The 21,810-nt window shown below is 68.9% G+C and carries 22 protein-coding genes; 6 read left to right on the top strand and 16 right to left on the bottom strand.

What is annotated here, in order from left to right:
- Nucleotides 1–92 precede the first annotated feature (92 nt).
- Nucleotides 93–2,903 (top strand): preprotein translocase subunit SecA, encoded by a 2,811-nt coding sequence (gene secA / locus ACFO5K_RS14305; RefSeq protein WP_378561685.1) that lies wholly within the window; start codon nt 93–95, stop codon nt 2,901–2,903.
- 131 nt (nt 2,904–3,034) lie between these two features.
- Here the strand turns inward: secA and ACFO5K_RS14300 are convergent, their stop codons facing one another.
- From ACFO5K_RS14300 to ACFO5K_RS14290, 3 genes are all read right to left on the bottom strand, one after another.
- Entirely contained in the window at nt 3,035–3,646 is a 612-nt protein-coding gene (locus ACFO5K_RS14300; protein ID WP_378561682.1) for a Uma2 family endonuclease, read from the bottom strand.
- Nucleotides 3,647–3,722: 76 nt separating this feature from the next.
- A complete protein-coding gene (locus ACFO5K_RS14295; RefSeq protein ID WP_378561679.1) occupies nt 3,723–4,046 on the bottom strand; it encodes a hypothetical protein in 324 nt (107 codons plus the stop codon).
- Nucleotides 4,043–4,321, bottom strand: coding sequence for a hypothetical protein (locus ACFO5K_RS14290; protein WP_378561676.1), 279 nt, complete (start codon nt 4,319–4,321; stop codon nt 4,043–4,045). The genes ACFO5K_RS14295 and ACFO5K_RS14290 overlap by 4 nt, the downstream gene beginning before the upstream one ends.
- 105 nt (nt 4,322–4,426) lie before the next feature.
- Here ACFO5K_RS14290 and ACFO5K_RS14285 point away from each other — a divergent pair, with 105 nt between their 5' ends.
- Complete coding sequence (locus tag ACFO5K_RS14285) at nt 4,427–5,755, top strand: phthiocerol/phthiodiolone dimycocerosyl transferase family protein (protein WP_378561673.1); 1,329 nt, start codon at nt 4,427–4,429, stop codon at nt 5,753–5,755.
- Nucleotides 5,756–5,969: 214 nt separating this feature from the next.
- On the opposite strand, the gene ACFO5K_RS14280 is transcribed toward ACFO5K_RS14285, so the two are convergent.
- From ACFO5K_RS14280 to ACFO5K_RS14255, 6 genes are all read right to left on the bottom strand, one after another.
- The gene (locus tag ACFO5K_RS14280) at nt 5,970–6,251 is read right to left on the bottom strand and encodes a hypothetical protein (RefSeq protein ID WP_378561670.1); all 282 of its coding nucleotides are present in this window, start codon (nt 6,249–6,251) and stop codon (nt 5,970–5,972) included.
- A gap of 76 nt (nt 6,252–6,327) precedes the next feature.
- Nucleotides 6,328–7,845 (bottom strand): class I adenylate-forming enzyme family protein, encoded by a 1,518-nt coding sequence (locus ACFO5K_RS14275; RefSeq protein WP_378561667.1) that lies wholly within the window; start codon nt 7,843–7,845, stop codon nt 6,328–6,330.
- Nucleotides 7,842–8,597, bottom strand: a complete 756-nt coding sequence (locus ACFO5K_RS14270; protein WP_378561664.1) for a glycosyltransferase family 2 protein — start codon at nt 8,595–8,597, stop codon at nt 7,842–7,844. Before ACFO5K_RS14270 ends, ACFO5K_RS14275 begins: the two co-directional genes overlap by 4 nt.
- Before the next feature lie 10 nt (nt 8,598–8,607).
- Nucleotides 8,608–8,958 (bottom strand): hypothetical protein, encoded by a 351-nt coding sequence (locus ACFO5K_RS14265; RefSeq protein WP_378561661.1) that lies wholly within the window; start codon nt 8,956–8,958, stop codon nt 8,608–8,610.
- A gap of 23 nt (nt 8,959–8,981) precedes the next feature.
- Nucleotides 8,982–9,848: a hypothetical protein gene (locus ACFO5K_RS14260; RefSeq protein ID WP_378561658.1), complete on the bottom strand. Its 867-nt coding sequence runs from the start codon at nt 9,846–9,848 to the stop codon at nt 8,982–8,984.
- Between the two features lie 6 nt (nt 9,849–9,854).
- Nucleotides 9,855–10,898 carry a 3-oxoacyl-ACP synthase III family protein gene (locus tag ACFO5K_RS14255; RefSeq protein ID WP_378561655.1) on the bottom strand — a complete coding sequence of 348 codons (1,044 nt, stop codon included), beginning with the start codon at nt 10,896–10,898 and terminating at the stop codon, nt 9,855–9,857.
- Between the two features lie 109 nt (nt 10,899–11,007).
- Between ACFO5K_RS14255 and ACFO5K_RS14250 the strand changes: the two genes are divergently transcribed.
- Nucleotides 11,008–12,216 (top strand): cytochrome P450, encoded by a 1,209-nt coding sequence (locus ACFO5K_RS14250; protein WP_378561652.1) that lies wholly within the window; start codon nt 11,008–11,010, stop codon nt 12,214–12,216.
- Nucleotide 12,217: 1 nt separating this feature from the next.
- Here the strand turns inward: ACFO5K_RS14250 and ACFO5K_RS14245 are convergent, their stop codons facing one another.
- The 5 genes from ACFO5K_RS14245 to ACFO5K_RS14225 are packed head-to-tail and all read right to left on the bottom strand — an operon-like array spanning nt 12,218 to nt 17,129.
- On the bottom strand, nt 12,218–12,856 hold the full coding sequence (locus ACFO5K_RS14245) for an ABC transporter ATP-binding protein (protein ID WP_378561649.1): 639 nt from the start codon (nt 12,854–12,856) through the stop codon (nt 12,218–12,220).
- Nucleotides 12,850–13,737, bottom strand: a complete 888-nt coding sequence (locus ACFO5K_RS14240; RefSeq protein WP_378561646.1) for an ATP-binding cassette domain-containing protein — start codon at nt 13,735–13,737, stop codon at nt 12,850–12,852. The genes ACFO5K_RS14245 and ACFO5K_RS14240 overlap by 7 nt, the downstream gene beginning before the upstream one ends.
- Nucleotides 13,734–14,555, bottom strand: coding sequence for an ABC transporter permease (locus ACFO5K_RS14235; protein ID WP_378561643.1), 822 nt, complete (start codon nt 14,553–14,555; stop codon nt 13,734–13,736). Before ACFO5K_RS14235 ends, ACFO5K_RS14240 begins: the two co-directional genes overlap by 4 nt.
- A complete protein-coding gene (locus ACFO5K_RS14230) occupies nt 14,548–15,501 on the bottom strand; it encodes an ABC transporter permease (RefSeq protein ID WP_378563837.1) in 954 nt (317 codons plus the stop codon). The genes ACFO5K_RS14235 and ACFO5K_RS14230 overlap by 8 nt, the downstream gene beginning before the upstream one ends.
- Before the next feature lie 32 nt (nt 15,502–15,533).
- The gene (locus ACFO5K_RS14225) at nt 15,534–17,129 is read right to left on the bottom strand and encodes an ABC transporter substrate-binding protein (protein ID WP_378561640.1); all 1,596 of its coding nucleotides are present in this window, start codon (nt 17,127–17,129) and stop codon (nt 15,534–15,536) included.
- Nucleotides 17,130–17,211: 82 nt separating this feature from the next.
- Between ACFO5K_RS14225 and ACFO5K_RS14220 the strand changes: the two genes are divergently transcribed.
- Both ACFO5K_RS14220 and ACFO5K_RS14215 read left to right on the top strand, forming a co-directional pair.
- Complete coding sequence (locus ACFO5K_RS14220) at nt 17,212–17,547, top strand: ArsR/SmtB family transcription factor (protein WP_378561637.1); 336 nt, start codon at nt 17,212–17,214, stop codon at nt 17,545–17,547.
- Nucleotides 17,548–17,595: 48 nt separating this feature from the next.
- On the top strand, nt 17,596–18,285 hold the full coding sequence (locus tag ACFO5K_RS14215) for a type 1 glutamine amidotransferase domain-containing protein (RefSeq protein WP_378561634.1): 690 nt from the start codon (nt 17,596–17,598) through the stop codon (nt 18,283–18,285).
- A gap of 88 nt (nt 18,286–18,373) precedes the next feature.
- Here the strand turns inward: ACFO5K_RS14215 and ACFO5K_RS14210 are convergent, their stop codons facing one another.
- Together ACFO5K_RS14210 and ACFO5K_RS14205 are read right to left on the bottom strand one after the other, a co-directional pair.
- The gene (locus tag ACFO5K_RS14210; protein WP_378561631.1) at nt 18,374–18,961 is read right to left on the bottom strand and encodes a DUF4352 domain-containing protein; all 588 of its coding nucleotides are present in this window, start codon (nt 18,959–18,961) and stop codon (nt 18,374–18,376) included.
- Nucleotides 18,962–18,987: 26 nt separating this feature from the next.
- Entirely contained in the window at nt 18,988–19,287 is a 300-nt protein-coding gene (locus ACFO5K_RS14205; protein WP_378561628.1) for a hypothetical protein, read from the bottom strand.
- A gap of 324 nt (nt 19,288–19,611) precedes the next feature.
- On the opposite strand from ACFO5K_RS14205, the gene ACFO5K_RS14200 reads away from it, so the two are divergent.
- Nucleotides 19,612–21,561, top strand: coding sequence for an N-6 DNA methylase (locus ACFO5K_RS14200; RefSeq protein WP_378561625.1), 1,950 nt, complete (start codon nt 19,612–19,614; stop codon nt 21,559–21,561).
- Nucleotides 21,562–21,810: the final 249 nt, after the last annotated feature.

Below are 21,810 nucleotides of genomic sequence, written 5' to 3'. Positions count from 1 at the left end.
GTACGCCCGGCGCCGGTACACGGTGCCGGGTACGGTGGTCTGCGGACTACCATCGCCATAAACACACTCCGACCAGAGGACTGACGAGACCCGTGCCTGCGCTGACACTGACGAGGTTGCTACGGATTGGTGAAGGTCGCATGGTCAAGCGGCTTTCTAACCTCGCCGACGAGGTCATCGCGCTCGAAGGTGAGCTCGAGCAGCTCACCGACGAGCAGTTGCGCGCCAAGACCGACGAGTTCCGGCAGCGTCACGCCGACGGGGAATCCCTCGACGACCTGCTGCTCGAGGCCTTCGCCGTGGCCCGTGAGGCATCGTGGCGGGTGCTGAACCAGAAGCACTACAAGGTGCAGATCATGGGTGGCGCCTCGCTGCACCTGGGCAACATCTCGGAGATGAAGACCGGTGAGGGCAAGACCCTGACCTGTGTGCTGCCCGCTTACCTGAACGCGATCTCCGGTGACGGCGTGCACGTCGTCACCGTCAACGACTACCTGGCCAAGCGTGACGCCGAGTGGATGGGCCGAGTGCACCGCTTCCTCGGTTTCGAGGTGGGCGTGATCCTGGGCGGCATGACCCCGGCCGAGCGCCGCGTGGCCTACAACGCCGACATCACCTACGGCACCAACAACGAGTTCGGCTTCGACTACCTGCGCGACAACATGACCCACTCGCTGGACGATCTCGTGCAGCGCGGGCACAACTTCGCCGTGGTCGACGAGGTGGACTCCATCCTCATCGACGAGGCCCGCACCCCGCTGATCATCTCGGGCCCGGCCGACGCCTCCTCCAAGTGGTATGCCGAATTCGCGCGCATCGCGCCGCTGCTGAAGAAGGACCTGCACTACGAGGTCGACATCAAGAAGCGCACCATCGGTGTGCACGAGGCCGGCGTGGAGTTCGTCGAGGACCAGCTCGGCATCGACAACCTCTACGAGGCCGCCAACTCGCCGCTGGTGAGCTACCTGAACAACGCCATCAAGGCCAAGGAGCTCTACACCCGCGACAAGGACTACATCGTCCGCGACGGCGAGGTGATCATCGTCGACGAGTTCACCGGCCGCATCCTCACCGGGCGTCGCTACAACGAGGGCATGCACCAGGCGATCGAGGCCAAGGAGAAGGTCGAGATCCAGCCGGAGAACCAGACCCTGGCCACGATCACCCTGCAGAACTACTTCCGCCTCTACAACAAGCTGTCCGGTATGACCGGTACCGCCGAGACCGAGGCCGCCGAGCTGCACTCGATCTACAACCTCGGCGTGGTCCCGATCCCCACGAACAAGCCGATGATCCGTAAGGACCAGGCCGACCTGATCTACAAGTCGGAAGAGGCCAAGTTCAACGCCGTGGTCGACGATGTGGTGGAGCGGCACGAGAAGGGCCAGCCGGTCCTGATCGGTACCACCAGCGTGGAGCGTTCGGAGTACCTGTCCAAGCAGTTCACCAAGCGCGGTGTGGCGCACAGTGTGCTGAACGCGAAGTTCCACGAGCAGGAAGCCCAGATCATCGCCGAGGCCGGGCGGCCCGGCGCGGTCACCGTCGCCACCAACATGGCCGGTCGTGGTACCGACATCGTGCTCGGTGGCAACGCCGACATCATCGCCGACATCCTGCTGCGCAAGCAGGGCCTGGACCCGGTGACCACCCCCGACGAGTACGAGGCCGCCTGGCATTCCGCGCTCGAGCAGGTGAAGAAGCAGACCGAGGCCGACGCCGAGGCGGTGTGCGAGGCCGGTGGCCTCTACGTGCTCGGCACCGAGCGGCACGAGTCGCGCCGTATCGACAACCAGCTGCGCGGTCGTTCCGGCCGTCAGGGCGACCCGGGCGAATCCCGTTTCTACCTGTCGCTGGGTGACGAGCTGATGCGCCGCTTCAACGGTGCCGCGCTCGAGGCCATCATGACCCGGCTGAACCTGCCCGACGACGTGCCGATCGAGGCGAAGATGGTCTCCAAGGCCATCAAGAGCGCCCAGACCCAGGTCGAGCAGCAGAACTTCGAGATCCGCAAGAACGTCTTGAAGTACGACGAGGTGATGAACCAGCAGCGCACCGTCATCTACGGCGAGCGCAACCGGATCCTGCGTGGCGAGGACATGGAGGGTCAGGTCCAGAACATGATCACCGACGTGGTCACCGCCTACGTCGACGGCGCCACCGCCGAGGGCTACATCGAGGACTGGGATCTGGACACGCTGTGGACGGCGTTGAAGACGCTGTACCCGGTGAGCCTGGATCACAAGCAACTCGCCGGTGAGACCGTCACCGGGGACGCGGGCGAACTCACCCGCGACGAACTGCGCGAGGCCCTGCTCGAAGACGCGCACACCGCCTACGAGAAGCGCGAACAGGAGATCGACGGCCTGGCCGGCGAAGGCGCGATGCGCAACCTGGAGCGTCAGGTGCTGCTCTCGGTCCTGGACCGCAAGTGGCGCGAGCACCTCTACGAGATGGACTACCTCAAGGAGGGCATCGGCCTGCGCGCGATGGCCCAGCGCGACCCGCTGGTCGAGTACCAGCGCGAGGGTTTCGACATGTTCGCGGCCATGCTGGAGGGCCTGAAGGAAGAGTCCGTCGGCTTCCTGTTCAACCTGCAGGTCGAGGTGCAGCAGCCCCAGCCCGAAGGCGTCTCCATCAACAAGGGTCTGCGCTCCCCGGTCGGCACCGAAGCTCCCGCCGCCGAGACCCAGGCACCGCCGGCCCTGCGCGCCAAGGGCATCGACGAGGCCGCTCCGCGCGCCCTGAACTACTCGGGCCCCGCCGAGGACGGCCGCGCCGAAACCCATTCCGACGCCCAGGAATACGGCGGCCAGCCTGCCGGTGGTCAGCCCGCCGGTGGTACCCGTCGCGAGCGCCGCGAAGCGGCCCGCGCCGAAACCAAGGGCGGCAAGCGCCGCCGCTGAGCGGGCGTAGATCCAGCAGTGTGGGCTCCCATGGTTTCCGTGGGAGCCCACACAACACTGGACGATCGCCTGACCGCCTTTGCCGCGGCGTACCTCGCCGCCCCGCGGCATACGAGCGCCGACGAACTCCGTTATGGACGATGCAGTGCGTCGAGGGTTATTGCCAAGGTAACCGGAGCATCCAGAACCAGCGCCGTGCGATGGACTCGGTGCGGCATGTAACGCATCCCCGACCAGTCGAGCCGGTACTCCTCGATCCGGTCGATGAACTCCCAGCTCTTGTCGAAGTGCACGATCAGGTAGACCGGGATGCCTGCGCGCGCATACAGTTGGCGTTTGATCCCGGTGTCATCGTCGACCGTCGCACGAGAGACCACCTCGACGACCAAGGCGATGTGGTCGCGGACGGTGTTCACGTCGTACGGTTCGCAGTCGCGCAGGAAGATGTCGGGATATCGGATGTTCAGTCTCCGGTCGGCGGGGTTCTCCTCCGCGTCGGCAAAGCGCACCGCCACATCGGACGCGACGCGCAGACATGGTCCGGCCGGTTCCCGCGCATCCTCGAGCGCGGCTGCGAGCCGCCGCACAACCCGACTGTGCGCCTCACTCTGCGCCATCGCCCGAACAACCAACCCGTCGACGATCTCGAAATCGCCGAAAGTACTGCTGAGCGCGTCCGGTTCGGCCGCGAGAAATTGCTCGGCAGTGATGCGTTGCGGCCCCTCAGGGTGCACTGCGGTCATTGGTCGATTCCTCCTCGTCGCGGGCCATGAGCCTACCGGCGCCCAACGCCATCGTGGCCTTCCGATACGAGCATGCTCAACTGGCGCGATTGATCGGGTGGACGCGGGAGAGCGCGCGTTTGGCTTCGGCGAGGGAGATGAGCTGGTCTTCGTCGTCGATTTCGGCGACGGCTGCTTCGGCCCATTCGCGCAGCAGCGTGGAGACCCCGACGCGGCGTTCGTCGGCGAGACACTTGAGCCGGCTGTGCAGGCCGAGGGGTAACCGGATGGAGGTGGTCACCATGATGTCTTCGTTGGCGGGCAGGCGTGGTGGGGCTTCGGCGGGGGTGTCGGAGAAGGTCAGCCGATCCATGAAATCGGCGAGTTCTTCTTTACCGGACGGAAAGTCCTGCTCGCTCATGATCGGTTCCCACTTTCCCACTGCTCGAATTGCGCCAGTTCCTCGGCGCGCATCGTGCGCGCACCGATGATCACCCACGTCCAGTCGTCGCGTTGCCGTGTGACCACGATCAACGGGCGACCGGCTGTGGTGCGCCCCCACACCGTCAGGACGGTCACCCGGCCGTCGTCGGCCGGGCGTGGCCACCGTTGTGACGCTGCGAGGACCTGCCGAACCTCGCTGGGTTCGATGCCGATCAGGTGAGCGATCGCCCAATCAGGCCACTCGAAACCCATATGTCCATAATACGCACGTAGTACCACGTGGTGAAAGGCTCGAGCTCTCGTCCCGGTTCGTTACGCTCGCTGTGACCCGGTTTCGACGAAGGCGAGGGTGCGACGGTGCGCACGGAGGCGGTGGAGCGCCCACTCTCGGCAGCGGAACGATGGTTCTGGCTGGTCGACCAGTTGTCGCCCGCCAATTGCGTGGTCCGGCTGCGAGTGCGCGGCCCGCTCGGCGCCTACCGGCTCGAGGAAGCCGCCGCGGCCCTCGTCGCCGAGTTCCCGTTGCTGCGCGCGACAGTCGCCGAGGGTCCCCGCTTCGTCCCGGCACCCGACCCGCATCTGCCGGTTCTGCATCGCATCGTCGCCGCCCCCGAGGACTGGCGCACCGTCTTCGACGACCAGCTCGCCACCGCGATCGATCTGGCCACCGCACCGGGGCGGCTCATCGATCTCGCCTGGCGTCCGGGAACTTCCGACGAGCACCACGACCTGATCCTGGTGCTGTCCCACGTCCTGCTCGACGGCCGTTCGATGGTGGCACTGGGTTGGCGGCTGCTCGCCTACGCCTTCGGCGCCCCGCCCCGGGCGGCACGCCCGCCGATCCCGGCGCCCGACGACCTGATCGGGTCCGCGCACACCGGGCTCCTGCGCTGTCTGCGCGCCAACCTCGCCGGTCAGCTCACCGCCCGCACCCGTCGTGCGGTGAGCCTGCCCGGTACGGCGCCGCCGTTGCCGGCTCGTCGCACCCGCACTGTGCTGCGCACGGTCGAAGGTGATCAGCTCACCGCACTGCAAGCCCACTGCCGCCGGTCGGGTGTCACGGTGAACGCCGTGCTCACCGCCGCGCTGGCCCGCGCCGTCGGCGAATTCGCGCGGCCCGGGCGCCGCGGGGTCGTCGGTATCGGCGTCCCGGTGGACGTGCGCGCCCGGCTGGACCCCGCTCCGGCCGACGACGAACCGGGCATGTTCACCGCCGTGGTGCCCACCTTCGTCCCGTTCGGTCCGGACACCGCCATCCGGGCCGCCGCCCGCACCGCGAAAACCCAACTGGCCCGGCACCTCGACCACCACACCGACCTGTCATCGCTGGCCGCGATCCGCTACGGCTGCCCCCGGACGCTCGAGTCCGGCAGGCGCACAATCGAACTCATCGACCGTCGTGCTCCGTGGAACATCACCGTGAGCAACCTCGGCCGGCTCACCGCACCGGAAACACCGGAGCCGCTCGACATCACGGCGCTGACCGTCGCCGGGACGAATTCCTGCGCCAGCGCGCTGACCGTCGCCGTCGCCACTCTCGGCACCACGCTGTCGATCACTTTCTGCTACGTCGACACCATGCTCGAGCGGCCGGCGATCGACAACCTGGCCGACCGCACTGTCGAGGCGCTGACCAGCCAGGCCGTCAGCGGAATCGCCCCAGTGCGGCAATTCCACCAGCGGTAGCTGTCCGCGAATGCTCCCGGCTATCGGTGCCGCGGCAATGCATCGACCCACCGTTGAGCTGTACGAATTGGTCGGCCGCGTATTCGTCGTCGGCGCACAGTTGCCGGTACGCGGCTCGACGTCGGCCTCGTTCAGTTGCCGGGGGCCGGGCACGGGAGGGCGTACCCAGCGCCGGCCGGAGCTACGACGACTCTCGACCGTGCCGCTCACCCTCTCAGCTGAGCCGGTCGAGGGTGCCGGCTTCCGCGCGCAGCATCAGGAACCTCGGCACCTGGGTGGTGGGGACGGTGATCAGCTGGAAGGTCTGCGCGTCGAGCCGGTCGCAGAACGCGGTCAGCTGGGGGTCCGGAACCGATTCCTTGGCGAGGGCGCACTCCTGGTCGGCGGTGGGCCCGTGAAACAGGCCGTCGGGCCGAACGACATTGGCGTGCCCGGCGCCCGCGGCGATTCCGGTCGCGGTGATGGCGATGACGACGGCGCACAGCAAACGGCGCATTGTTCCCCCTGTGGAGCAGACTCTGGCATCGGCAGCCTAGAACCGAATCCTCAGGGCGCGGGGCGAATCGGTGATCTCAGCTGAGCCGGGCGCGCATCATCTCGCGCAACGCGGCCCGGTCCGGTTTGCTGGTCCGCCCGTGTACCGGAATGCGGTCCACGACCACGATCTCGTCCGGCACCGCCGTGGTGTCGATCAGCTTCGGCAACCGCGCCCGCAGCATGGCCGCCACGTCCGTCGCACCCGGCGCGGTGACCACGGCCAGCACGATCCGCTCGTCGCCGATCTCGTCGGGCACCCCGATCATGATCGCCTCGCGCACCCCGTCGAGTGCGGTGATCACCGGTTCGTACAGGCCGGGGTAGATGTTGGTCTTCCCGCGGATCATCATGTCCTTCTTGCGTCCGGTGAGGACCAGTCGCTCGCCGTCCCAGCGGGCGAGGTCGCCGGTGGCGATCTCGGTGAGCGGTGGTGCGCCGAGGTAGCCGCGGCACAGGTTGGGGCCGGCGAGCACCAGTTCCCCGTCGTCGGCGATGCGCGCCTGTACGCCGCGTACCGGTGCGCCGAGCAGATCACCGTCGTGGGCGAGTTTCGCGGCACCGCTCGCGACGGCGACGGGCAGGATCTCGGTCATCCCGTAGATGGCGAGGAACTCGGTACCCGGCAAGGACTGTTGGGCCCGGCGCAGCAAGGACGCTGTCACCGGCGCCCCACCGAGCGCTACCTGACGCAGCTGCGGGGGAGCCGGCACCGCCCCGGTTTCCAGCGCGTCGAGGGCGACGGCGAGGTCGGCGGGTGTGTAGAAGGCGTGCGTGGCGCTACGCAGATCACGGGTGAACCGCACCGGGTCGATGTGGGTGCCGAACCGCGGATACCTGGGCATCGCCCAGCGCGCGCCCGCCATCAGCGCGGGCAATCCCATCATGAGCTGTTCGGTGTGCAGGAAGGCGCCCGGTGCGAGGCTGGTCTGTCCGCTCATGGCGCTGAGTCCGGCACTCAGCGAAGCGCGGGTGTGCACAACGGCTTTCGGTTCCTCGGTGGTGCCGGAGGTGAACACGATCAGCGCGTCGGCGTCCGGATCACCTTGCGGCAGCGCCGAAACCGGCGCGGCACCGGTGAACCTCCGCAGCGGAGTGGAACGCAGCGGTGTACCGGGCAGCCGGATCCCGCTGTGGATGTGCTCCACATCGAGCTCGCCGAAGCGGGGAAGCGCGAGTCCACGCCTGCGGCCGATCCCGGCCAGCGGCCCGCTCACCGCATAGAGCAGCGATTCGGTTGCCGCCCAGCGTGGTTCGACCAACCGAACACGCTTGGCGAACAACGCGGGGCCCACGCCCGGATCGACGAAGACGATCGTCGCGCCCGCGGCGATCACCCCGAGCGCCAAGCTCACCGAGCAGACACCGGGCCGGATGGAGAACAGCATCCGATCACCCGGCCGCAACCCCGCCACCCTCAGGTTGTGCGCGACGCGCCCCACGACCTCGGCCAGTTCACGATAGGTGAGCGCGCGTTTGCCGACGATGCCCAGCGCCGAAGCGTCCGGGATGCGTTCGGCGTGCGCGGCGAGGCGATCCAGGAAGTCGGCGCTCACCGGATGTCGACCTCGTCGGGCCGGTACCGGTGATCGGCGTACCAGGCCAACGTCTTTCGGATACCCCACGCACGCACTCGTCGATTGGAGCCGTACACCCGCACGTCCCTGCGCAGCCCGTAGTCGGTGGTGATGGTGCGCACCGCGTTCACCAGCGCCCGGTCCTCGTGCAGGTCCTCGATCGCAGTGCGCGGGAAACCGCCTGCGGCGGAATACAGTTCGGCGGTAATGGCCATATTGCACCCCGGTGTCATCACGTACGGCCCGAGATACTTCGGATCACGATTGCCCGAGCGCAGCTTCCCGAACGCGGAAGCCAACTCCAGCGCCACCCGGACGATGGTCCGATCGATCCACGAAACCCCCTCGTCGGTACGCGGAATCAACTGCCCGCTCACCAAACGCAATCCGGAATCGAACCCGGCCCTGATCCGCTGGGTCCAATCGGGTGCGGGCAGACAGTCGGCGTCGGTCCGGGCCAGCAACTGCGCGCCCCGCGAAATAGCGTGCCGCATACCGGTGTCGGCGGCGGCGCCGGTGCCCTTGCGTGCTTCGTTGATCACTTCGATCACCGGCACCGGATGGGCGGCGGCGAAGGCACGCACCACCTCGACGGTGTGGTCACTGGAATTGTTGTCGACCACCACCAGGGTGTAGTCGGTGTCGCGTTGCGCCGCCAGCGCGGCCAGGGTCGCGCCGATCCCGCGTTCCTCGTTGAACGCGGGGACCACCACCCACAGCCGGCCGGTCACGGTGCCGAACTCACCGCTGCGCCCGGCCGAGCGTTTTCCACCAGGTCGCCCCGAACAGCATCGTCATCACCCCGGCCCGTCGCGCCGAGATCCCACGCTCGGTCGCCACCCGCCGGGCCGCCGGAATCTGGGCCGCGTGTACCCCGACGCTCAACACCACATCGACCCAGAACGCGACGCGCAACACCTTGGCCCGGAACGGCCGCAGCACGCCGACGGCCAGGAATACCCAGCCCAGTACCGGTATCGCCCGCAACGCGAGCACCGCCGCCCGGCTCGGTGCCACCACCGGCTCGGGGTCGGCGCGATGACGTCCGGGCCGGGGGACAGGTACCTGCCACGATTCACCATCGGCGGACACGGCATGCAAGGGACGGCTTCTGGTCACTGCACACCCGGCCCGCGGTAGGTGATCGCCGCGGCCGTCGGGCCACCATCGGCGGCGACGAAGAGCAGCGGCCGGTCGGTGTGTCCCGCATCGCGGGCGGCCACGAAGGCGGCGGTGAGTGCGGACGTGTGCGCGTCGCCGACGAAGTCGTCGGTGATCACCGCATCGATGCCGAGTTCGGCGGCCAGTTCGGTGGCGAACTCGGCGGTCGGCTTGCCGCACACCAGGACCACCCGGTCGGCGTCGAGACCGTCGGCCTGCAAGGCCTCTCGGGCCGCGAAAACGGCATGGTCGATGAGTTCTGCTGTACTGGTGGCGAGTTCGACCGTCAGCGACGATCGCCCGTGCGCGCCCATCGCCGCCAGATCCACATACCCCTGCGGATCGGGCAGTGTGTCACCGGCACTCACATGCACACCACCGAAACCCACCGCATCAGCGCGGTTTTCGAGCACCAATGCCGCCCCAACGGGTTCGAACGGGAAATCCGCGTCCGCCCGCATCGACGGGTGTGCGTCACCAGAGACGACCACCACGTGCCCCGCGGGCAGATCGGCCAGCAGTGAGGCGGCCACGCCGATGGCGTTCACCAGTCCACACGCCCCGTTCATCAGGTCGAACGACAGGCACGGCACGTCACCGGGCCGGTAGTCCAGCCCCACGCCGGCGGCCTGCTGGATCAGCGCCGCCACCGCCGGTTCCACGAGATTCGCGTCACGATACACACCCACATTGATCAACGCGTCCACCTGCTCGGGCGGGCAGCCCGCACCGGCGAGTGCCTCGCGTGCGGCCTCGGCCGCCTGTCCTACCGAGCTGACCCCGCCGGTCCGCGTCGTGGCCGAAGAAATGATGATTCCCATACTGTCCTATACCCGAAGTTCACCGATTGTCACCGACAAGAATCCGGCGACCACCCCGGAGGCCGCGGGCACCAGCAGCACCTTCGACCCCGGCGCGAGCAGGCCGCGGCGCAACGCGTCGTGCAGAACCACGAAATGCGAGGTCGACGCGGTGTTCCCGTACTTGTCCAGCACCGCCAGTTTCGGTGGCATGAGCGCGTCGAACTCACGCTCGGCGATCTTGTCGATCAATTCCACGGCGGGACCGCTGAACTGGTGATGAATGAGGTAGTCGTAGCCCTCCGCGGCGAAGTCCGAGCCGCGCTCGGCCAGAAATCGCAGCTGCCGTGAAGTCCACAGCAGATACCTGGACTCGTTGTGCATCGCCCGGTTGTCGGTGTAGAGCGCCACGCCAGGACCCTGGTCGCTGGGCATGCCCAGGCACAGTTTCGCGAACGCCGCACTGGTGTTGAGTTCCACATAGTCCAGGCCCGGTCCGTCGGTGCCGTCGAGCACCACGGCCGCGCCCGCATCGCCGACGGTGAGGGAGGCGAACTGCGGATCGTACTTCTGCGAGATCTCGCGCACCGCGGTGTCGGCGATCGGGGTGATGCATTCGCCGGAGACGACCATCCCGCGACGGGCGGCACCGGAGCGAATCATCCTGTCCAGCAGCAGAACCCCGGTCAGCATTCCGGCGCAGGCGTTGGAGACGTCGAAGTGGACGGCGCGCGTGGCACCGAGAGCGTTGCGCAGCGTCAGCGCGAACGAGGGTTCCAGGCAGAAGTTCGTGCCGCGAGTGCGGGTGATCGAACAGGAGATGATCACATCCAGGTCGGCGGCGGCGTACCGGGAGTTCGCCAGGGCGCTGTGCGCGGCGGCGAGCGCGATGGTGAACGAGTCCTCGGGCCGGCCGGTGGCATCGACCCCGCGGACCCGCCGGGCTCTGACGCCGCTGACCTTCTCCAGATCCAGCGGCGCCTCGACGGCCAATCGGCTCATCAATTCCGCCGTGGTCACCTCGCGGGCGGGCAGGTACGCGCCGACCGCCTCGATTGTCGATCTCACCATGCAAATCACTTCCAGATAGCGCGCGATGCCCAGTTCTCCATCAGCGCCGCACGCCGATCCTAGTCACAGATCTTCCCGGAACGGACCTGCTCAACTAGATTGTGCCGGGGTGTGGAGTACTGCCCGACGTCGTGAACTGACCCTACTCGCCGCAGGTCAACCCTGGTTACCGGGATTGTTGCTGCTGGGCGGGTTCGCGCGACCGATCCGCAAAGTTCCCGCACTGGGCTGGTTCGTCGCCGACCCGCTGGTGGCGCGCCAGATCTACAACGACAGCACCCATTTCAGCATCGTCTCCGAGGGCGCGGCCGGGCACTGGTGGGCGCAGGTGATCGGCGATTGGGTCGAGGACCTGTTCGAAGGCCCCGGCCACACGCAGTTGCGCACCACGGTGCGCGACCTGTTCACCCTCACCCACACCGACGCGCTCGTGCAGCGGGTGCTCGGCGCCGACCTGCGGGGCCTGCGCGACAGACTGGCGGCGGGCGAAACCGTCGACATCGCCACCCGCGCCCAGATCCTGGTCGGTCGCAGCGTGTCCGACCTGGTCGGCATGCGCCCCGAAGACATCTCCGCGGCCATCGGCGGCGACCACACCGACGACCTGGACGCCCTGTTCCTGCGCCTTTTCCACCACGTCGAAGAACTGGTGAACCTGGCCTTCGGCACCATGGCCTCCACCACCCTGGACCCGGTCGCCGTGGCCCGCGCCCGCGCACTGGCCGCCCGACTCGCCGTCAATGTGCCCACCGCCTACGAGCACGCCGCCCCCGACACCACGCTGGGCCGTTGCCGCGAACTGGGCCTGGCGGTCGAGCACGCGGCGGGCCTGGCGATCCTCATGGCCGTCGCGGGCACCGACACCCTCGCCAGCGCGATGACCCGGATGGTCGCGATCATGCACGACTCCGACCAGCACCGGGCGCTGCTCACCGCCCCTGACCGGGTGCCGGACGCGGTCCGCGAAATCCTGCGCGTCACCAGCCCCGCCTACCTCGTCGGCCGTTCGGTCACCGCCGATGTCCGCATCGCCGGCCGCGACCTCCGCGCCGGCGAACACGTCAAAATCCTCACCTGGACCATCAACAACGCCGTCGGCGGCTTCGACATCCACCGCGACTACGTCCCCGAAACCCGCCAACTCTGGTTCGGCGGCGGCCGCCACCTGTGCCTGGGCGCCCAACTCGTCCACTCCGAACTGACCGCCCTGCTCGAATCCCTCATCGCAACCGGGCGTCCCTGGGAAGTCGTCGAACGCCGCTACCGCCGAAAAGTCTTCATCCCCACCTACGAAACCTTGCGCATCCGCCTGGTCTGAACTACCCGGGCGACGTGGCGGTGTCCTCGGTGGTGAGGGTGCCCTCGTGCATCGTGGCGATGCGGTGGCAGGTCACGTCGAGGAGGGGGCGGTCGTGGCTGATCAGCAGGACGCCCAGGTGGTGGTGGGTTCTGACCAGGGTGATGATGGTGGCGGTGGTGGCTGCGTCGAGCATGGCGGTGGCCTCGTCGAGGATGAGGTAGCGCGGGTGCTGGGTGAGGGCGCGGGCCAGGCAGGCGCGTTGGAGCTGGCCGTCGCTGAGGGCGTGGGGGCGGCGGTCGAGTAGGTCGGGGGTGAGGCCGACCGAGGTGATCAGGGCGGTGAGGTCGGGGATGGGGGTGCGGCGGATCCGGGCGGGTTCGGTGATGATCTCGGCGAGGGTGAACTGGGGATTGGTCGCGGCGCGGGGGGATTGGAACACCATGGCGATACTGCCGCGGGCCCGGTTCGGTGGTTTTCCGTCGACGGTCACCCGGCCGGCGCTCGGCGCGCGCAGGCCCGCCAGCACGCGCGCCAATGTTGTTTTGCCGGAACCGGATTCGCCGGTGATACCGACGATCTCGCCGGGGGCGAGCTGTAGGTCGACCTGACGGACGACGGGGGTACGGTAGCCCGCTGTCACAGCTTCGGCGATCAGCATCTCGCCCTCCGGATCATGCGTTGCCCCTGGCGAACCAGGGTGGTGGGGGCACCGGCGTAGGGGCAGATCTCGGACAGGTTCGTCAGAGCGCGCGGTGGGTGCGGCAGTGGGCGCAGACCACGCTCGGGCAGGGCGGCGAGCAGGTCGCGGGTGTAGTCGTGCCGGGGGTCGGCGAGCACCTCGGCGGCCGGCCCCGTTTCCATCAGCCGTGAGGCGTACATGATCGCGAGAGTGTCGGCGATGCCCGCGCGCAGCAGGTGCCCGAGATCGTGGGTGATCAGCAGCACCGCGGCACCGTCGTCGGCGCATTCGCGCAGGAGCCGGCCGATCTGGTCGGTGCGTCCCCGATCGAGCCCGGAGGTCGGTTCGTCGGCGACGATCACCGCCGGATCACCGGCCAGCGCCGCTGCCACCGCCGCCCGCTGGGCCATCCCGCCGGAGAGCTCGTGCGGATACAGCTCGAGCGCGGTGGGGCAGAGCCCGGCGCGGTCGACCAGGTCGGCGGGGCGGTGCGTGGTGCCCAGCGCGGCGATGGTCTCCGCCAGCTGCGCACCGATCGTCCGTACGGGGGTGAAATGGGTGCTCGGCGACTGCGGCACCAGCGCGATGTGCCGCCCACGGAAGGATTCCTCGCCGGCCAGCACGTCGACAACGCGATCACCCAGTGCGAGCCGAACCGACCCGGTGGCCACCGCCTCGCGCGGCAGCGCCCCCAGCGCCGCACCGGCCACCATCGACTTCCCGCACCCGGACTCACCGACCAGCGCGGTGACCGTGCCCGCGGCGAGTTCGAGCGACAACTCGGTCACCGCGTGCACCACCGCACCCCGGCCCACCGGAATCCGCACCGTGAGCGCGTCGATCGACAAGACCCCGGTCATCGCAGCATCCTCGACGGTTTCGGCGGTAGCACCAGCGCCCGCAACGACGATCCGGCGACGGCGACCGCCACCGTGGTGAGCACCAGGAACCCAGCCGGAAAGACCAGCGTCCACCAGCCGCCGAGCAACAGCGACGTGCGCGCCTGTTCCAGCAGGGTGCCCAGGCTGGGTTCGTGCGGTGGCAGCCCGAACCCGAGGAACGACAGGGTCGATTCGTGCCAGATCGCATGGGGCAGCAGCAGTACCACCGCGATCAATGCTTGCGGGGCGACCGCGGGCAGCAGATGCCTGGTCAGCAGGTGCCCGCGCCCGGCACCGGCGAGGATCGCGGCCGAGACGTACTCGCGCTCGCGCAGACTCAGACTCTCCGCGCGCACGATCCGCGCGACCTGGACCCAGTGCGTGAGCCCGATCGACAACACCACCGCCACCGCGTTGCCCCGGAACAACGCCACGATGACGATGCCCAGCAGCAGGTGCGGCAGCGCGTTGGCGGTGTCGGCGAACCGCATCACCGCGCGATCCACCCACCCGCCGGCCAGTGCCGACACCGCACCGATGAACACCCCGAGCGCCGTCGACACCGCCGCGGCACACGCGGCCACCACCAGCGAGGTCCGCAGTGCCGCCGCGATCCGCACGAACAGCGACCGGCCGGCGGCGTCGGTCCCGAACCACCACTGCCCCGAGGGCGCCCGGCGCGCGACCGCGAAGTCGGTGAGCCGGTCGTCGACCCCGCCCAGCCACGGCACCAGCACCGTGTACAGCACCACCGCGATCAGCACCGACAGCGCTAGGTACAGCCGCCGTTCAGCCATCGGCGCGCACCCGTGGATCGAGCAGCACCACCGCGACATCGGCGAGCAGCGAGCCGAGCATGACCGCGCAGGTGGTGCCGACGGTGAGCAGGGCGAGCAACGCCATGTCGAGGTCCTGCGCCGACTGCACGAACGCGCCCGCGATGCCGGGCCAGGAGAAGATCTCCTCCACCAGTACCGCCCCGACCACGACCTCGGGTAGTCGCGCGCCGAGGATGGTCACGAACGGTGCCAGCGAGGTCGGCAGGATGTGGCGGCGGGTGATCGTGGTGGCGTCGATGCCGCGCGTCGCCGCGCCGAGCACGAAGTCCTCACCGCGATGGGTCGACACCGATTCACGCACGGCCAGCAGTAACCACGGCAGCTGCGAGACCGCCAGCGCCGCCGCGGGCAACACCAGGTGTCGCGCCACCTGTCCGGCTCCGACTTCGGCACCCGCATCGGTGAGTCCGGCCGGTGGCAACCAGCCGAGCCCGACGGCGAACAAGCCGATGGCGGCGAGCGACACCACGAACGGCGGCAAGCCTTGCAGCACTACGCACGTGGCGGTGATCATCCGGTCGGCGATCCCACCCCGGCGCATCCCGGCCCACACGCCCGCGACCAGCGCCAGCACCACCGCCACGCTCATCGCGACCAGCACCAGCAACGCGGTCCATGGAATACGTTGGGCGAGAACGTCACTCACCGGCTGCGCGAAGGTGCGGGAGATGCCGAGATCGCCGGTGGCCAGGTCGGCGACCCAGCGCCCGTACAGCTGATACCAGGATGCGTCCAGTCCGAGCTGGTCGGCGAGCAGAGTGCGATCGGTGGTGCTGGTCGTCTCGTAGCGTGCGCCCAGGTAGCCGACCAGCGGGTCGAACGGCGAGATCGCCGCCGCGGCGAACAACGCGGCCGAGACCACGGTCAGCACCGGGATCAGGGTGAGCAACCGGCGCCCGGTCATCGCCGCGAGCCCGCGATCGCGGTAGCGGCGCCTCACGAGCCGCGCGTCCACGTGTGCAGCGACCACCAGGGGCCCCAGGTGACCCCGTGCGCGTGCGGTTCGAGGATCGGTTCCGACACCGTCCACGACGATTCCTTCAGCACATAGGTGTGCTCGAGATGTACGAGGAACACGTGGCTGGGTTGCTGTGCGTACCGGCTCTGCACCGCCCGGTAGGCGGCGGCCCGCTGTGCGGGATCGGTGGTCCGCCTGGCCGTCTCGAGCTGTGCGTCGATGGCGGGATCGGTGTGTCTGCTCGCATTGTCGTAGGGGCTGCCCGTGCCGGGGGCGACCGAGTGCAGGGTGTTGTACGCCTGGGTGTCGGGGTCGTAGGGTTCGCTGCCGCCGCCGAGCAGGATGGCGGCCCGCTCGATGCGCGGCTCGATCCGGTCCCACGACAGCGCTTCGAGGTCGACCGCCACGCCCACACGTCTGGCGTCGGAGGCGAAAGCCAGTGCCAGATCGCGACGCAACGTGTCGGTGGAGTTGTACATCACCGTGAATTGCGCTCGTACACCGTCTTTCGCGCGGATTCCGTCCGTTCCGGGTCGCCAGCCCGCGTCGTCGAGGATCTTTTGGGCTCGTCGCCGATCGAAGGCGAAAGTCACTGCCGGATCGTGGGAGTCGCCGTAGACCTCGGCGAACGGGGTGTAGGCGGGTCGCCCGTAACCGCCGAGGATGTTGTCGATCATGGCCCGGCGATCCACCGCGTGGTTCAGTGCGAGCCGCACCGCCGGATCTCCGGTGACCGGGTGACCCGTGGGCATCGACACCCCACGCCAATCCGCGGAAGTGTTGGAATGTAACGACATCGACGGACGCTGCGCGAAGGTCGCGGCCAGCAGTGGGGGCAGTGCGGTGCCGTCGAGTTCGCCGCCGGCCATCCGCTGCGCGCGGGTGTTGTCGTCGGGAACATGGAGCACGGTCAGGCGCTGCACCGCGGGCGCACCGCCCCAATAGTTCTCGTTCGCCTCGAACACCGCACGTGCCGGTTCCAGTGACGTCAGCCGATACGGTCCGGTACCGATCGGTGCGGTGTTGAGCGGTGATTCGACCGCGGGCGCGGGTGTCGAGACCGCTTCGGACGGAACGATTCCGATGAGCAGTTTGGTGGGGAACGCGGCATAGGGATGGCGCAGGGTGAACCGCACCGACATCGGGTCCGGTGCCTCGACGCGTTCGATCATCGAGAACGACGAACGCACCGGCGAGGCGGAGACGGGATCGAGGATCGCGCGGTAGGTGGCGACCACATCGGCGGCGTCGAAGGCCGACCCGTCGCTGAACCGAACCCCTGTGCGCAAGGGCACCGTCCACACGGCGGCCTCGGCGTCGGCGGTCGGCAACTCGGTGGCCAGCGCCGGGGCCAATCCGGGCAGGCCCGCGCCGCCGGTGAGCCGCAGCAACCCGTCGTAGACCTTCGCCTCACCGGCTGCTCCGTACCCGGCCACGGGGTTGTATCCGCCCAGTTCGTGGGCATCGGCCAGGACCAGCGCGTCGGCGGACCCGCTGTCGGGAGCTCCACACGCGGTCGACATCAGCGCGAACGCCGCCGCCGCGGCGACCAGCGGCCGGGTTCGCACCTTCATCAATCGTCCCCACTCATGTCTACCTGAACAGATGGACAGATAATAGCGGCGCTGTCCATTCGGCGATTAAGCTGAACCCGCCATGGGAGAGCCACGCACACTGCAGGGGTCGCCGGTCGAACTCGGCCGGCGCGCGATCGGTGATGTCGAGATCCGGGCCTGGGCGCAACGTTTCGACCTGCTCTCCGACCCCGGCCGCCTGGAGATCCTGCTCTGCCTGCACCGCACGCCCGGCATCACCGTCGGCGAACTCGCCGCCGCGCTCGACCGCAACGAGAACGCGATCTCCCAGGCGCTGCGGGTACTGCGGCACGAGGGGTGTGTCACCTCGAGCCGCGAGGGCCGCTCGGTCACCAACCGGCTCGCCGACCCGATCATCCACGAAATGCTCCACATCATCGGCGCCGCACACACCTGACGCCGAACGACCGCAGTCCCACGACCCGAACGTTCCGGAGGCGATGAGATGGCGAAAATTCTGTTCGTGATGACCGGTGCCGATCACTGGACGCTGTCCAGTGGCGCCAAGCATCACACCGGTTACTGGGCCGACGAATTCGCCGCGCCCTATCAGGTGTTCACCGAGGCCGGACACGACGTGGTGGTGGCGACGCCCGCAGCTGTGGTTCCGCCGGTGGACCTGGGCAGTCTCGCGCCCAACGCCAACGGCGGGGAAGCCGAGGCGAACAAGGTCGCCGAGATCATCGAGGGCGCGGACCCGCTCGCGCATCCGGTACCGCTCGCCGACGTGCGGCTCGACGACTTCGCCGCGGTGTACTACCCCGGTGGGCACGGCCCGATGGAGGATCTGGCGGTGAATCCCGACTCCGCGGCGCTGCTCGTCGAGACCCTGAACTCGGGCAAGCCGCTGGCGCTGGTCTGCCACGGCCCGGCCGCACTGCTGGCCACCGCGGCCGACGGTCCGTCCCCGTTCGCCGGTTACCGCCTCACCGCCTTCAGTGATGCCGAGGAGCGGCTGGGTGGGCTGGCCGACAAAGCCAAGTGGCTGCTCGAGGACCGGCTGATCGAACTCGGGGCCGACTATCGCTCGGGCGAACCGTTCGCGCCGTTCCTCGAATCCGACCGCAACCTGCACACCGGCCAGAACCCCGCCTCGGCCGGACCGTTGGCCTCGGCGGTGCTCGACGTGCTCTAGCGCTATCGGTCCCGCACATGCGGCAAAGGGTGCGCTCGGGACATGCGTCCGGGCCCAGCACGGCTGCTGGGCCCGAAAGGGGTCGGCGTTATTTCAGTGCCACTCGCGCGCCGTTGGAGAAGGCCGAATCGTGGAATTCGACGGCGGCGGGGACAGTGCCGGGCGGTACGTCGAAGACGAGGACCATCGAGACGTTGTTGCCCGGGTTGATCGCGGCGGAGAGCTGGTCGTTGAAGTTCAGCTCGGCCGCCGTGTCGTTGGCGTACTCGCGGCCCTGGTCGTCGATCAGCTTCTGATCGGAGCCGAAGTAATGCTGGGCGACGTCGGAAGTGTTGGTGACATCCACCGAGACCAGGATGAACTCACCCTGCGCGGTCTGCTGCAGGAACTCGTTGTCGCCGACGGTGCGCACCGGCGGGTCCACCGCGGTGACGGTGAAGCCGAACTTGCCGTCGCGCACTTCCGTGCCCGCGGGTGCGGCCGAGGACCGGGTCTGCTCGTTCTGGGCGACCTCCTCGGCGGCGCTGGTGAGGAGCGCCGCGCACCCGCCGAAGAGCACGAGCACGGCGAGTACGAACCCGCCGAGCACCCACGGCCACACCTTCCGCTTGCGCGGCGGCTGCGAGTAGTAGGGCTGTGGGGGGACACCGGGATTGGGGTAATGGGGATTGGACATGATGATCTCCTGAAGGTTGGGATCGGCTAGGAAAGGCCGTCGAAGCTGCCGGTGGCCATCAGGCTCAGGATGTGCAGCGGGATCTCGCCGTGGGGCACCACCGAGAGCCGGAATACGCCGTTGTTCAGCTCGTCGCAGAGCACGACCGAACCGGGCACGCTGCCGAGGGCGGCCTTGTCGGCGTTGCAGGCCCACTCGGCGCCGTGGCCCGAGTAGTGGCGCACGGTGGTGGCCGCGGCGGCGGTGCCCGCACCGACGGTGCTGACGACGCCGGCGAGGGCGAGCGCGGCGGTGGTGGCGGCGACGGTGCGGGTGATGGTGCGCATTTTTTTCCTCCTGGGCAGGTGTGTTCGCGCCGGGACGAGGTCGTCCGGCGGGGTGGCGGTGGTGGTGACGGCACGACTGGTCGCGGCCGGTGCGGGCCGTGTGCTGCGGGTCTGTGTCGTCGAGTACTCGGTGTGTCCGTGTCCTTGCGGCCACTCCGTTGCGAAGGACGCTACACCGTCGCAACGGGCATGGCAACAGGGAAACAATGTTTTCATCGTTAACCAAGTTCTTGCGCACTGGAACGCGGAAGCTTGTAAACCATGGCATGTAAGGTTTGACCTCGACTACCTCGTCAGCAAGGCTTGGGAGTCGAGAGGAGACCCATGCCAGACTCGACGCCCACCGTCGCCGCCGCCGAGATCTCCCGGCTGGCCGGCGTCACCCGCGCCACCGTGAGCAATTGGCGCCGCCGACACGCCGATTTCCCCGCCCCGGTCCCCGGCGGTTCCGAATCCCGCCCCCTTTTCGACCTGGCCGAGGTGCAGCAGTGGTTGCGCGGGCACGGCATCACCGCCGCCGACTCTCCCGTCCAGCGATTGCGGACCCTGCTGCGCTCCGAAGTCGCACCCGAGGGCGTCGTCGAGCTGATGGAGTTCGTGGCCGACCCCGCGGCCGAGGCCGCCGACTCGGTGCGCGCAGCGGTCCGTGCGGCGATCGACGCGGTCGGTGTGCAGCAGACGCTGGCCGTACTGTCCGAGCGCGGACTCGACGGACCGAGTACCGGCGTCTATCCGACCGACCAGCCCGTCGCCGCTCTGATGGCCGACGTACTGGCCGCCGCTGTCTCACCGTCCCCCCGCTCCGTGCTCGACCCGTCCTGCGGCGGCGGCACCCTGCTGCTCGAGGCGGCCCGCATCGGAGCCGTCGAACTGCACGGTCAGGACATCCTGCCGGTGCAGGCCGGTCGTACCGCCGCCGTACTCAGCACCCTGGTGCCGCAGGCCGACACTGACATCCGGGCGGGCGACGCCTTGCTCGCCGACGCCTTCACCGACCTCGAATTCGACGCTGTCCTGTCCAATCCGCCCTATTCGCAACGTGATTGGGGTGCTGACGAACTCGCTCTCGACCCCCGCTGGGTGTATTCGGTGCCCCCACGTAGCGAGTCCGAACTCGCCTGGGCCCAGCACGCGCTCGCGCACCTGCGCCCCGGCGCGACCGCCGTGCTCCTGCTGCCGCCCGCCGTCGCCGCCCGCTCCTCGGGCAGACGGATTCGCATGGAACTGTTGCGCGCCGGTGCGTTACGCGCCGTGGTCGCCCTGCCACCCGGAGCGTCGACTCCGCGCCAGGTCGGATTGCAGCTGTGGATCCTGCGCCGGCCCGGGATCGGCAATCCCGCCGACACCCTGCTGTTCGCCGACACCACTCGCCTGCCGAATGCTGGTGGGGAACAGCCTGATTGGCCGACACTGGCCCGCACCGTGGTCGAAGCCTGGCAGGCGTTCGACAAAGGCGACGCCGACACCGCCACCGTCGCCGACGTGACCGCGGTGGTCCGCGTGATGGACGTGCTCGACGACGACGTCGACCTCACCCCGGCCCGGCATGTGCGCGCCGTCGTCGACCCAGGCAGTGCGTCCGCGTCGGCTCGCGCCGCGATCGGCGTGCTCGCCGAGTACCTCACCGACCTGCACGCCGCGGCCGAGGCCGTCCGCGACTGGAACTCCGCGCCCGGCACGGTCTGGCGCTATGTGGCCGTGGGCAATCTGATCGCGGGCAAAGCGGTGCGCATCGTCTCCACCACCCCCGAACAGCCGCCCGCCGACACACCGCAACGCCCGGTCCTCACCGGCCACGACCTGCTCGCCGGTCGCGGCCCGTCCGGTATCACTGCCCCGGGCGCTCCCGTCGGTGAGCCGATCCAGGAAGACGACGTCCTGGTCTCGCGCCTGCGCGACGACCACGGTGCCGCCCAGGGCGCGCGCGTCGCCGAAGGCGCCGACATCGGCGCCGCCCCCGGTCCCGGCGTCCTCGTCTTCCGCACCGACCCCACCCGTGTCGACCCCTGGTTCTTCGCCGGCTTCATCGGCTCCCCCGACAACGCCGCCGCCATGTTCGGCACCACCACCATCCGCCTCGACCCCGCCCGCCTGCGCATCCCTTTGCTCCCACTCGCCGACCAGCAGCGCTACGGCGCGGCGTTCCGGAACCTGCACCAACTCCGGGTCGCTGCCCGCACTGCCGCCGAAACCGCAGGCACCGCAGCTGATCTCATCGCCACCGGACTGACAGCAGGCGCCCTGGAACCGAAAGACACGCAGGGCGCTCGGTAGGGCGCGGCGGCCGGCACCCCGGTCGGGTAGTCGTGCATCGGGAAGGCCTTCATCTCGTCACCGAGACCGGTGGCCAGGCCCTTGCTCTCGAGGACCGACTTCAGCGACGGTGCCTTTCGGACAGAGATCGCCTCCCGCGGGTGCCCGTGGCCGCGAAGTGCCCTCAGCGCGTCTCGGTTCGGCCGACTGCCTGCCCGACGGACGGGCGCGCTGAAACAACCGCGGGATCGCAGTATCGTGCGGCATTCG

The organism is Nocardia halotolerans (genome assembly GCF_042650145.1).
Taxonomy (GTDB): Bacteria; Actinomycetota; Actinomycetes; order Mycobacteriales; family Mycobacteriaceae; genus Nocardia; species Nocardia halotolerans.
The sequence above is the reverse complement of the archived record's forward strand: the minus strand, read 5'-3'. Positions and strand labels throughout refer to the sequence as shown.